An 11,928-nucleotide genomic window follows, 5' to 3' on the forward strand; every position below is an offset into this window, starting at 1 on the left:
GAGACCGCCGGACCACCGCGGCGGTCGCACCATAAACCGATCCGACGTGCGATCGCAATCCGGGTCACCACGCGGACGGCGGCGTTGGGCAGTCATGCGCATCGTTCGGGAGCTTCGACGAACTGCTGCGCGGCGGTCACGGCCCCGTGTCGACCTAGTGACCCGGGTAGAGCAGCAGGTGATCGGGAAGCGCCAGCAGCCGCTCGGTCAGCGACCGGTACAACATCCGTGCCATGGCGTCGATCGTGTGCTCGCCGTGGGCGTGGAGGTAGTTGCCCAGGTGGACGACCTCTCCGTCGGCCAGCGGGTGGTGGTCGAAGTCCACCCCCGACTCCTCGGGGAGGTAGGACGCGCATGCCGACGTGTCGTTGAGCAGCTGCCGGAAGTACATGCCTTGCTCCTACTGCTCGGGGTCGATCCGCAGCACCTCCCCGTCGCCCGCCGCCGTCGCCTTGTTGGTGACGTACAGCGCGCCGTCCTCGCCGACCGTGATGCCGCCCGGGTTGGTCAACGTCCCCTTCGGCAGGTCCAGCTGCGTCTTGTCGCCGTTCTCGTCGACGGAGAAGATCGCGCCGTCGCTGCTGGGACCGATCGGCGTGAGCAGGCTGTCGTGGTCGATCTCGAGGACCCACAGCGTGCCGTGGTCGTCGAACGCCAGATCCATGATGTTCGTGAACCCGCTGGCGAAGACCTGCGCCTCGCCGCTGTGGCGGTCCACGCGGTAGACGTTCGCGCCTCCGACCGGGAACGGGAAGCCGGTCAGCTGGCTCATGAAGTAGTCGCCGTCCGGGCCCTTGACGACGCCGGTCGGCACGGCCTGCATCGGGATCTCGCCTGATCCGAACGGATCCTTGACGTTGCGGTTGCCGAAGATGCTCAGCACCTCGATGCGGCCGTCCCTGCCCGCCTTCAGCAGGCTGTTGCCGCCCGCGTCGGCGACGATGAACCGGCCGTGCCGGGCGAGGACGTCGACGGCGTTGCTGTCGATCGCCGGATTGGCCGGCTTCGCGTCGGGGTTGTTGTCGCGCTCGAAGCCCCAGACGTCGACCAGGCGCCGGATGTCGCCGTCGGACCCGATGCGCAGGACGCGGCCGAACAGGTCGGCCACGGAGTTCTGCTTGGCCAGCTCGTCGCGGTTGGCCTCGGTCGGGCCGCCGTTGGTCACGAAGACGTCATCGACGCGCCTGACGTCGATTCCGTGCGGGCCGATCGCGCTCGCGCCCGTGCCCTTGTCGGCCAACGACGCAAGGCCGTCGACCAGCCGGCGCTGGCCTCCGTCCCTGTCGATGACGGTCACGGCGCCCGTGGCGCCGACGCAGACGTCACCCCCCTCCGGACCCGCGAAGCACGGACCGTCCCCGCCGCGACCTGCTTCGGCGACGTACAGGTCCCTGCCACCGAACGCGAGGTGCCGCGGGTTGTCGAGGCCGCCGGCGATCTTCTCGACCTGCGCCGCGCCCGCCGGCGCGGCGAGGGAGAGCATCGAGACGCCGAGAAGCACGAGGATCCTTGGAGCTGACATGAGCTCCTCCTTGGAGGGGTCGCTGGAACGCGCCGCGGTCCGACCGCTCTGAGCCTGCCCGCGACCCGGTCGCTGGGGTGTGCTCGGACCCGCGGAGCGTACTCCTCGTCCTTGGACTTCCCCGGCCCGGGGTCGGGCGCCAGACCACCGTCCTCAGCCGGCGTCCGGTACCTGCCCCTTGACCGTCGGACCGCCCGCCGCCGCGCGGGCCTTCAGCATCTCGGCCGTCTGGCGGCGCATCTCCAGCGTGCGGGCCTGGCTCGCCTCGACGTCGTAGCGATGATCGCCGTCGAAGTCGAAGACCACGTTCTGGGACTCCGGGTCGTACTTGACGCGCAGGACGTCGTACTCGGCCGGACGCAGCCCCATGATGCCGAACGCCTGGCGGACCGTCGCGTGGAAGGGCTGGCGCCCCTCGGGACGGACCTCGAGGTGATGATCGAACGTGCGCATGGTGTCGGCCGAGCGCCCGGACTTGTCGTCGATGGACAGGACGGTCGCCTCGGCCGGCAGGCCATGCTTGCGGGTGCGGCGATTCTTGAACACAGAGCGTGAACGCCGGAACTCCCGCGCCCTTACGCCGCGTCCAGCGCCTGGTTGACCAGCGCGTCGGCGCCGGCGTTCTGCGCCCTGGGCACGCTGCGCAGCGACCACGCGCGAAACCCGGCCAAGGCCTGGAGCGCCGCCGCGTGCAGCGCCTTCATCGCCTCGTGCTTGACCTTGTACTCGCCGTTGACCTGGCGCGCGATCAGCTCCGAGTCGTTGATCACCTCGACCTCGTCGGCGCCGACCTCGGCGGCGCGCGCCAACCCCAGCAGCAGCGCGCGGTACTCCGCCACGTTGTTGGTGGTCTCGCCCAGGAGCTCGGTCGCCTCGTCCAGCACGGCGCCCGACGCGGCGTCGCGCACGACCGCGGCCGCCGCCGCCGGACCCGGGTTGCCCCGCGCCCCACCGTCGACGTGGACGGTGACCTTCACCGGCGCGTCACTCAGGGTCGAGCTGCGGGAACTCGCCCGGCACGCGGGCGCGGCGCCGGTCACGAATCTCGCGACGGTGCTCGCCGTCCTCGGTCCCGGCCTCACGGCGCTCGGACTTGCGGCGGTCGATGATGACCTCGACACCCGGGTCGTCGGCGTAGTACGCCGCCATCCGGTCATACAGCTCGGGGGCGAGCTCCTCTGGGACGACGCAGTAGATCATGGTCTGTCCCGGCGGGAGGTCATCGGCGGCGGCGGGCTCTAGGCCAGTGACGCGGCGGGATGCAGACGGCCGTGGTCGTCGGCGGCCGCGTTGGCGGTCTGGTCGATGGTCTCCAGCTCGGAGAGCTCCGAGCCCTGCGCGGCGACGCGCACGCCGGCCGCCTCGTTGCCGAGGTCCACCTCGAAGCGGTACCACGACAGCTCCCACGCGACGACGATGGTCACGACGCTGCCCTCGGTGCGCGACGGGCGCGCGCTGACGATCGGCGCGCCCAGCGAGCGCGCCACGCCGGCGACCGTCCGCACCTGCTGGGACTGGTTGAAGAGCTCCATCGCCCGAGCGACCTTCAGCTCGGCGTTGGTGGGCACGCCGCGCACCGAGCGCGACTCGTACAGCGTGTGGTCGGGCGCCGGCTCGGCGGCCACGGCGACGGGCTCGTAGTCGCGCTCGTAGCGGTCGGCGCGCTCGGGCGGCGGAGCGAGCGGGCGCTCGTCCCCGTCGGGCTCGACCCCGTCGTACTCGTCGTACAGCGGCTCGACGGGCTCGGCCGGGAACGCCGGCTGCCGCGGCTCCGCGGCCTCGTAGCCGGGCTCCGGGCGGCGCGCGCGCAGGCGCGACAGCAGCGACCCGCCCCGCCGGCTCTTGCGGCCATCCCGGCTGCGGGCGACGACGTCGTCGAGCCCCTCGCGGATCCAGCCCTCGTGCACGGCGCGGCCGGTGCAGAGGTCGCACACGTTGCGGCGCGATCCGCCGGAGAGGAAGACGTCGGCGTTCTCGCCGCGCAGCAGCGTGCGGCCGCACACGTCGCAGGTCACGACGGCGGGGTTCGTGGTGATGGACTTGCGAGTCAAGGGCGCAGCCGAGGGTAGCAACGGACACCCTGCTGACGGGGCGATCCGCTGCGACCCTCGCCGTTGCACGGAAGATCACGCCACCTCAGGCGCGTACCGCCTCCTCGTCGCGGGCCGCCGCGTCGACCACCTTCTGGGCCAGGTGCGCCGGCACCTCCTCGTAGCGGACGAACTCCATCGTGTAGTCGCCCTGGCCGCCGGTCAGCGACCGCAGGTCAGGCGCGTAGGTGAGCATCTCGGCCATCGGGACCTCGGCCTTGACCTCGGTGGTGGGTGGGTGGGACGCATTCACCGGCTCCATCCCCTGTGGCCGGCCGCGCCGCGCGTTCAGGTCGCCGATCACGTCGCCCACCGACTCCTCGGGCACCGTGAGCGTCACCAGCATGATCGGCTCGAGCAGCACCGCCCCCGCGTCGGCCATCGCCTGCTTCATGGCGATCGAGCCGGCGGTCTTGAACGCCTGCTCGGACGAGTCGACCGAGTGGTAGGAGCCGTCGAAGACCGTCACGCGCACGCCCTTCAGCGGGAACCCGGCCACCGGCCCGTGGGCCATCGCGTCGACGACGCCCTTCTGCACCGCCGGGATGAACCCCTGCGGGATCACGCCGCCCTTGATCGCATCGACGAACTCGAATCCGGGGTGGGCGGGATCGATGTCCAGCGGCTCGATCGAGATGTGGCAGTCGCCGAACTGGCCGCGTCCGCCGGTCTGCTTCTTGTGGCGCCCGTGGGCCTTGGCCGGCCTGCGGATCGACTCCTGGTAGGGCACGCGCGGCGGCTTGAGCGCGACCTCCGCGCCGAAGCGCGACTTCAAGCGGTCGACGATCACCTCGACGTGCATCTGCGACAGCCCCGCGACGATCTGCTCACCGGTCTGCCGGTCGCGGTGCAGGTCGATCGTCGGGTCCTCCTCCTGGAGCCGGCGCAGCGCGGTGAACACCTTCTCCTCGTCGCCCTTGGCCTTGGGCTCGATCGCGAACGCCATCACCGGCGCCGGGAGCTTGATCGCCGGCATGGCGATCGGCTCGTCGCGCGACGCGAGCCAGTCGCCGGCGCGCGTCTCCTTCAACTTGGCCACGGCGCCGATGTCGCCGGGCCCGAACTCGTCGGCCGGCTCGGTGTCCTTGCCGCTGAAGCGCAGCAGCTGGCCGATGCGCTCCTTGGCGTGCGAGCGCGTGTTGAACACATGGCTGTCGTGGCCCAGGACGCCCTGGTAGACGCGAAACAGGTTGATGCGCCCGGCGAACGGGTCGGCGCGCGTCTTGAAGACGTAGGCGAACAGCTCCTTGTCCTCGACGGGCTCCAGCGCCACGTGGTCGCTGACGTCCATGGTCCCGTGCTTGACCGGCGACGGCAGGTCGTCGACGACCGCGTCGAGCAGCCGGTTGGTGCCGAGGTTGCGCGTCGCGACGCCGCAGACGACGGGGAAGATCCCGCCGTGGTTGGTGCCGTCCTTGAGCGCGGCGACGATCTCCTCGTGGGAGATGGGGTCGCCCTCGAGGTAGCGCTCCATCAGCGTGTCGCTGACCTCGGCGACCTCGTCCATCAGCTTCTCCCGGTACTCCTCGGCCTGCGCGAGCAGGTCGTCGGGGATCGGGATCTCGCGGCAGTTGTCGCGCGTGGGCGGCGACGAGCCGTCGTACTCGTAGGCCTTCATGTCGACCAGGTCGACCACGCCGCGCACCTCGTGCTCGGCGCCGATCGGGATCTCGACCGCCACGACGTGCGGCCCGAAGGCGGCCTTGAGCGATTCGAGCGTGCGGAAGAAGTCCGCGCGCTCGCGGTCGAGCATGTTGACGAAGACCATCCGGGCGAGGTCGAGCTCGGTGGCGCGCTCCCACAGCCGCACCGTCGAGAGCTCGACGGCCATGACGGCGTTGACCACGAACACCGCCGACTCGCAGACGCGCAGCGCTCCCAGCGCGTCCGCCACGAAGCTCGGGTCGCCGGGCGTGTCGAGCAGGTTGATCCGCCGGTCCTGCCACTCGAACGAGTTCAGCGCGGCGCTGATCGACATCGACCGCGCCTGCTCGTCGGGCTCGGAGTCCGACAGCGAGGTGCCGTCCGCGACGCTGCCCAGACGAGACGTGGCCTGCGCCTGGAAGAGCAATGCCTCGAACAGCGAGGTCTTTCCACTGCCGCGGTGGCCGACGAGGGCCACATTGCGGATGCGGTCCGCAGCCTTGTGCATGCCCAGGCTCCTTTCCTCGGGACCGCTCCCGCCCTCACTTCAGGCGATCACGGCCTGATGTTCGGAATGAGCGCGACCCTAGCGCCGAACGGCACAAGCTCGCAAGCGCCAAGGCCGAGCCGGGACATCGAGGGACGACTGAACCGCGATAGTCGCGGTTCAGTCGTCCCTCGACGCTCAGGGGCCGGGGCTACTCCTGCTCGATGAGCCGCGAGCGAAGGCGCAGGACGGCCTTCGTGTGCAGCTGCGAGATGCGCGACTCGGTGACGCCGAGGACCTCGCCGATCTCGCGCAGCGTCAGGTTCTCGTAGTAGTACAGCGCCACGACGAGCTTCTCGCGCTCGGGCAGGCGCGCGATCGCGTCGGCCACCCGGTCCTTCAGGTCCGTCTGGTCCATGACCGCGGCCGGATCGGGCGCGTTCTCGTCGGTCAGGGTGTCCAGCAGCGAGACGGCGTCGCCGGAGGAGTCGCCGACGGTCCACAGCTCGTCGAGCGCGGCGACCGTCGAGTTGGAGATCTGGAGCAGCGACTCGTGGAAGCCGTCGACCTCGACGCCCAGCTCCTTGGACATCTCCTCGTCGGTCGGGGCGCGCTGCAGCTGGTGCTCGAGCTTGGTGTTGGCCTTCTCGATCTCGCGGGCCTTGGCGCGCACGGAGCGCGGCACCCAGTCGAGGGACCGCAGCTCGTCGATGATCGCCCCCTTGATACGCGTGATCGCGTAGGTCTCGAACTTGATCTCGCGCTCGAGGTCGAAGCGCTCGATCGCCGAGATGAGCCCGACGAGCCCGTAGGAGATGAGGTCGGCTTCTTCGACGTGGGCCGGGAGCCCGGACGCCATGCGGCCCGCGACGTACTTGACCAGCGGCGAGTACGCGACGACGAGTCGCTCCCGTGCGTGCGTGTCGCCCGTGGCCTTGTACCGGCGCCACAGGTCTCGCAGCTCAATGGCCTTGACGTTGGTCTCCATCCCTGATTCCCCGCCCTCAAGCCCGCGGATGCGCACGGGCATACGCCGACTTGAGCCTCGCGGACTCTACCCGAGTGTAGATCTGTGTCGTCGAGATGGAGCTGTGGCCCAGCAGCTCCTGGATCGTGCGCAGGTCGGCTCCGCCGTCGAGGAGGTGGGTCGCGAAGGAGTGCCGCAGCGCGTGGGGATGCGCACCGCCCTGCAATGCTGCGCGCCGCGCCCAGACCTTCAGGCGGCGGCGGACGTCGGACGTCGACAGTCGGCGGCCGGACTTCGACAGGAACAGCGCGGGCTCGGCGCGGTCGGTCTGCAGCGCGGGACGGGCGCGCTCCACGTAGCCCGCGAGGGCGCGCGCGGCCGCCTCGCCGACGGGGACGATGCGCGTCTTGCCGCCCTTGCCCTCGACGCGGACCTCCTCGGCGTCGAAGTCGACCGAGAGGTGGTCGAGGTTGACGAGCTCCTCGGCCCGCAGGCCGCAGGCGTAGGCCAGCTCGAAGAGCGCGCGGTCGCGGACGTCCAGCGGCGTGGTCGTCGGGATGCGGTCCAGCAGCTCGGCGACCTCGTCGGCCTTCAGCACGCGCGGCAGGTTGGACGGCTTCTTGGGCGCCGGAACGAGGTCGGCCGGGTTGGCCGGCATCTGGCCGTGCTCGCGCAGCGTGCGGTACAGCGCGCGCAGCGCGGCGAGCTTGCGGCCGACGGTCGCGGCGACGACGTCGCGCTCGCCCAGCGCGGCGGCGTAGCGGCGCAGGATGCGCGTGGTGACGTCGACCGGATCGAGCTGCTGCGCGGTGCACCACAGGGCGAACTGCGCGCAGTCGAAGCCGTATGCGCGGCGCGTGCGCGCGGCGGCGCCACGGCGGGCGAGGTCGCCGTCGAAGAGGCGCAGCGCATCGCGCCAGGCACCGCTGAGCGGGTCCGGGTCCACCGCCGGCGATGTCGGCGCCTCGGCACCGCTGAGCGGGTCCGGGTCCACCGCCGGCGATGTCGGCGCCTCGGCACCGCTGAGCGGGTCCGGGTCCACCGCCGGCGATGTCGGCGCCTCGGCAGCGCTCAGCTCCGGGACCTCCCGGTCGGGCGCTCTATCCTCGGCGGCTGTGGGGATCTTCTTCATCGACACGCAATCAGGTCAGGTCGCGACCGCTCGGCAGCTCGTGGAGGCCGGCGTCACGACGGCGGCCAACGACGACCTCCCGCCGCGCCCGTGGCATCGGATCCAGGGCACGGGCGACGCCACGACGCTGTGGTACGCGGTGATGCGCAAGCAGACTCGCGGGATCTTCATCGGCACGCTGGTGATTCGCCACTCCGACCACCATGCCTCCCTCCTGGCCGACGGCTGGGACGAGGTCGAGGTGGAGGAGATCCGCGCGAGCGGCCCGGGCAGCGAGGTCGACGAGGAGGCGCAGCAGGCGCGCCCGTGGCCCTAGGCGGAGTTCTCGCTAGGCAATGAAGATGGGAGCGCCGACCGGCACGCGGGGATACAGGTCCTCGACGTCCGGGATGCGCATCCGCACGCAGCCGTGCGACGCGGCGTGGCCGATCGAGCCGTACTCGCTCGGGTCGATGCCGTGGATGCCGGCGCCGTCGAAGATCCCCAGCCAGCGGGCCTTGAGCGGGTTCGCGGGATCGCCGCCCGGTACGACGTCGCCGCGCTGGTCCTTGGGGACCCAGTCGGAGTTCGGCTTGGTCCAGGCGGGATCGACCGCCTTGTTCTGGATCTTGTAGAGGCCCGCCGGTGTGTCGCGGCCGACCGTGCCGATCGCCACCGAGTAGCTCTTGACCGGCTTGAGGCGCTTGTAGACCGTGAGCTTGAAGGCCTCGCGGTTGACGATCAGCGCCGTGTCGTACTGCTTCTCGAGGTCGCCGTCGCTGACCTTCGGCTTGACGTGATGCGTCGCGGCGCTCATGCGGCGCTGCGCCGTCGGCGAGACCAGCGCGGCGTTGACCTTGCGATGCAGCTGCGTCGCGTCGACCGCCAGGCCCTCGTGGCTCGGCGTCGTCTGCGGACCCGAGACCGCGAACTTGATCGTCGCGTTCATCGCCGGGCGGTTGACCGAGCGGCGCACGCGGTCCAGCAGGCGGATGACCGCGGCGTCGGAGAACGTCACCTCGGGCTGCAGGCGCGCGTCGACCTTCCCGCCGGTCAAGCCGCGATAGCTGCGCTGCAGGACGTTGCCCTTGCGGCTGCGGGCCAGCGCCTCGTCGACGGTCGCGTCGAGGTTCGTGGTCACGCGCGCCTCGCGGGCGGTCAGCCGCCAGCGCTGGTTGCCGTGGTCGACGACGATCGTCTGCCGCAGCGGCTCGAGGATCGCCCGCCGCAGCTTGGCCGCCGCCGCGTCGTGCTTGAGCCCGCCGACGTCCACCCCGCCCACCGTCACGCCTTCGGCGATCGTGTCCTGACGGCCGCGGTCGTAGATGACGGTGGCCGCACCGAGGACGAGGAGCGCCGCCACGAGGGCGGCGACAGCGATGAACGGTCTGGAGCGCAAGGGGAGCAGGAGGAGGCGGTGGCGTCGCCAGCGTAGTCGCTCCTCCAACGTCGCAGAACCCTTGCAAGGCGCGCTGCCGCCCCGAACGGGCGCGGTGACGCTCGGACGATGTCAGCGCGCGGACGTCTCGTGACCGGAAAGCAGCCGGTCGATGGCGCGCAGCACGCTGGTCCGCTGCTGCCCGTGCAGCGCCTCGTGATCGCGCAGCGCCTGCAGGTCGGCCGGGCCCAGCGAGGGCAGCAGCGCGAGGATCTCGCGGGCGGTCAGGGAGCCGTAGGCGGTCTCGGCCGGGCGGCGCGGCAGGGTTGGCGCGGCGACGGGCTCGCTGCCGTCGCCGGTCGTCTGCGCCACCGCCGTGCGGGAGCCCGGGACCGGGCGGGAGCCCGGGGCGCTGTTGGTCGGCCCGAGCTGCGGTCGCAGGTTGGCGTGGCGCACGCTCGGGCTGAAGCGCAGGAACTCCTCGACGGCCGACTCGTAGCGGTAGCTGCCACCGGCCGCGCCGCGCAGGATCGGCTCGAGCTTCTGCTGCTCGCGCAGGCGCAGGACGGTCTCGCGGGTCGTGTGCTGGTAGCGAAAGCCCGTGGCCTTGAAGCGCCGGTTGTCGAGCGCCCGGCCGAAGCGCAGCTGGGGCAGCAGCTCGTCGGAGATCGCAGCGCCCGCGCGGCGCAGCGCGGCGGCGGCCAGGCCCGTCCCCCACGGCGGCAGGACCGGCGCCAGCGTCTTGCCGAGCAGGTCGACGACCTCCGACAGCGCGAGGACGCCGTCGGCCGCGCAGTTGAAGACGCCGTCGAGGTCGTAGCGGACCGCGTGCTCGAGGCAGTTGGCCATGTCGTCCTCGTGGATGAACTGCACGCGCGGGTCGAAGCCGAGGATCGCCGGCACGACGTGCATCCCGAGGTAGGACTGCCACGAGGTGCGCAGGTCCGGACCCAGCGCGTTGGCGAAGCGCAGGACGCAGACCGACGTCCCGGGGTTCTTGTGGCGGAAGTCGCGGACGCTCGCCTCGGCCTCGCAGATGTCGCGCTCGATCGCGGTGCGCGGCGGGTGCGGGCGGCGCATGTCCTCGGTGAAGAACGCCGGGTCGTCCTGCTCGGCGCCGTAGTAGCGGGCGCTGGACTTGAAGATCAGCTTGCGGACCGGCGAGCCGTGGCCGACGAGCGCGCCGGCGGCCGCCAGGACGTTCATGGTGCCGATGACGTTGTTCTCGTGGGCGCGGGCGCGCGTCGTGACGATCGAGTCGACCACGAGGCGCGTGTCGACGATCGTGTCGATCTCGGCCGCGTCGACGATGCGGCGGATCAGCGAGTGCGCGTCGGAGACCTGCACGAACTCCGTGCGGTCCAGCGCCAGCTTCGGCGGCGTGCGGTCGATCCCGATGATCGTCTCGATCTCGGGGTCCTGCTCCAGGGCCTGCGCCAGCCGGCCGCCCCAGTAGGTCGACAGGCCCGTGATGAGGATCCGCTTGGAGATCATCCGAACCACACCGAGCGCCGCTTGCCGACCATGTCGATCAGCTCGTCCTGGATCGACGCGCGGATGTCGTGGGCGATCGTCTGCACGAGCGCCTGGTCGTCCCACGGCGCCTCCTCCCCCAGGTCGTGGGTCGGGACCGGCGGCAGGAAGCGGATCTTGAACTTCGCGGGCAGGAAGCCCAGCGCGCCGAGCAGGCCGAGCTGCGGGAAGGTCGGCGTGATCGGGAAGTAGATGAGGCCCGTGAGCTTCTGCAGCGCGGTGACGTGGGCGAAGATCGGCATCGCCTCCTCGGCGCCGACGACCGCGACGGGCACGATCGGCGCGCCCGCGCGCATCGCGGCCTCGACGAAGCCGCCGCGCCCGAAGCGCCGCAGCCGGTAGCGCTCCTTGTAGAGCTTCTCGGAGCCCTTGCGGCCCTCGGGGAAGACGAGCACGAGCTGCTGCTCGTCGTAGAGCAGGCGATGGACGTTGGCCGGATGGGCCGGCACGCCGCCGATCTTGGGCAGGAGCATGCTCAGGCCGGGATAGCCCTTGAAGAAGTGCTCCATCGTGAGATGCACCGGGCGCGGGTGCGGGTGCTCCTCCTTGATCGCCTTGGCGATCATCGGCGCGTCGGGCGGCAGCGCGCCCGCGTGGTTGGAGACCAGCAGCGCGCCGCCCTCCGACGGCACGTGCTCGATGCCTTCGACCTCGCAGCGGAACCACAGGTTGTAGTAGAAGTCGACGAGCGTCCGGTCGAAGAAGCCCTCGACGCGCTCCGAGCGCCCCCAGTCGGTGACCTGGCGCTCGGTCTCGATCGGCGCGAGGTACTCGCGCAGGCCGGGCGCGCGGTGCGCGACCTCGCCGCCGGGCGACTCGTCGCCCAGCGAGAGCCGGTCGTCGTCGTCGATGCGCGCAGCCTCACGACCGGCCTGGCGCAGCGTGCTCCGTGTCTCGTCGGCCATCGAACCGCATTGTCCCAGGCGCGGCGCCTCAGAGCACGTCGTCGACCGCTTCGATGAGGCCCTGGCGCGCTTCCCCGAAGGCCCCGGTGCGGGTCACGTTGCGGGCGCGCTGGTGCAGCGCGTGCACCGAGCCGATGAGGCCGGCGGTCGGCGCCGGCACCCAGCCGAACATCGCGACGGCCCCGACGGCGGCGTAGAACATCACGTCCTCCACCGTCGTCTCGCCGACGATCGGCAGCGAGCACAGCGGCCCGGGCGTGGTCGGTGTGGCAGGTTCCGGCTCCACAGCCC

The 11,928-nt window shown here is 71.3% G+C and carries 14 protein-coding genes; 1 reads left to right on the top strand and 13 read right to left on the bottom strand.

All coding sequences use genetic code 11. The annotated features are described in order from the left end of the window. Window positions 1–154: 154 nt before the first annotated feature. The 9 genes from VK501_RS24635 to VK501_RS24675 all read right to left on the bottom strand — a co-directional run bounded on the left by VK501_RS24635 (window position 155) and on the right by VK501_RS24675 (window position 7,842). The gene (locus VK501_RS24635; RefSeq protein ID WP_324342250.1) at window positions 155–391 is read right to left on the bottom strand and encodes a hypothetical protein; all 237 of its coding nucleotides are present in this window, start codon (window positions 389–391) and stop codon (window positions 155–157) included. A gap of 9 nt (window positions 392–400) precedes the next feature. Further along, on the bottom strand, window positions 401–1,522 hold the full coding sequence (locus tag VK501_RS24640) for a ScyD/ScyE family protein (RefSeq protein ID WP_324342251.1): 1,122 nt from the start codon (window positions 1,520–1,522) through the stop codon (window positions 401–403). A 153-nt stretch (window positions 1,523–1,675) separates the two neighbouring features. Continuing rightward, complete coding sequence (locus tag VK501_RS24645) at window positions 1,676–2,068, bottom strand: hypothetical protein (protein ID WP_324342252.1); 393 nt, start codon at window positions 2,066–2,068, stop codon at window positions 1,676–1,678. Between the two features lie 29 nt (window positions 2,069–2,097). Continuing rightward, the gene (locus tag VK501_RS24650) at window positions 2,098–2,499 is read right to left on the bottom strand and encodes a reverse transcriptase-like protein (protein WP_324342254.1); all 402 of its coding nucleotides are present in this window, start codon (window positions 2,497–2,499) and stop codon (window positions 2,098–2,100) included. A gap of 7 nt (window positions 2,500–2,506) precedes the next feature. Further along, window positions 2,507–2,722: a hypothetical protein gene (locus tag VK501_RS24655; RefSeq protein ID WP_324342256.1), complete on the bottom strand. Its 216-nt coding sequence runs from the start codon at window positions 2,720–2,722 to the stop codon at window positions 2,507–2,509. A 38-nt stretch (window positions 2,723–2,760) separates the two neighbouring features. Beyond that, entirely contained in the window at window positions 2,761–3,573 is an 813-nt protein-coding gene (locus tag VK501_RS24660; RefSeq protein ID WP_324342258.1) for a hypothetical protein, read from the bottom strand. An 85-nt stretch (window positions 3,574–3,658) separates the two neighbouring features. Beyond that, the gene (gene fusA, locus VK501_RS24665) at window positions 3,659–5,764 is read right to left on the bottom strand and encodes an elongation factor G (protein WP_324342260.1); all 2,106 of its coding nucleotides are present in this window, start codon (window positions 5,762–5,764) and stop codon (window positions 3,659–3,661) included. A gap of 190 nt (window positions 5,765–5,954) precedes the next feature. Then, on the bottom strand, window positions 5,955–6,731 hold the full coding sequence (gene whiG, locus VK501_RS24670) for an RNA polymerase sigma factor WhiG (RefSeq protein ID WP_324342262.1): 777 nt from the start codon (window positions 6,729–6,731) through the stop codon (window positions 5,955–5,957). Between the two features lie 16 nt (window positions 6,732–6,747). After that, a complete protein-coding gene (locus VK501_RS24675) occupies window positions 6,748–7,842 on the bottom strand; it encodes a tyrosine recombinase XerC (RefSeq protein WP_324342264.1) in 1,095 nt (364 codons plus the stop codon). Here VK501_RS24675 and VK501_RS24680 point away from each other — a divergent pair. Beyond that, on the top strand, window positions 7,826–8,158 hold the full coding sequence (locus VK501_RS24680) for a hypothetical protein (RefSeq protein ID WP_324342266.1): 333 nt from the start codon (window positions 7,826–7,828) through the stop codon (window positions 8,156–8,158). The two genes, VK501_RS24675 and VK501_RS24680, sit on opposite strands and share 17 nt — an antisense overlap. Window positions 8,159–8,170: 12 nt before the next feature. Here VK501_RS24680 and VK501_RS24685 read toward each other — a convergent pair whose 3' ends face one another. The 4 genes from VK501_RS24685 to VK501_RS24700 form a co-directional block, all read right to left on the bottom strand. Then, window positions 8,171–9,220, bottom strand: a complete 1,050-nt coding sequence (locus VK501_RS24685; RefSeq protein WP_324342268.1) for a L,D-transpeptidase/peptidoglycan binding protein — start codon at window positions 9,218–9,220, stop codon at window positions 8,171–8,173. Between the two features lie 111 nt (window positions 9,221–9,331). Then, entirely contained in the window at window positions 9,332–10,693 is a 1,362-nt protein-coding gene (locus VK501_RS24690) for an NAD-dependent epimerase/dehydratase family protein (protein WP_324342270.1), read from the bottom strand. Beyond that, complete coding sequence (locus VK501_RS24695) at window positions 10,690–11,637, bottom strand: lysophospholipid acyltransferase family protein (protein WP_324342272.1); 948 nt, start codon at window positions 11,635–11,637, stop codon at window positions 10,690–10,692. The genes VK501_RS24690 and VK501_RS24695 overlap by 4 nt, the downstream gene beginning before the upstream one ends. 28 nt (window positions 11,638–11,665) lie before the next feature. After that, entirely contained in the window at window positions 11,666–11,923 is a 258-nt protein-coding gene (locus tag VK501_RS24700; protein WP_324342274.1) for a hypothetical protein, read from the bottom strand. Window positions 11,924–11,928 lie beyond the last annotated feature (5 nt).

It is taken from the genome of Baekduia sp., assembly GCF_035318805.1.
GTDB lineage: Bacteria > Actinomycetota > Thermoleophilia > Solirubrobacterales > Solirubrobacteraceae > Baekduia.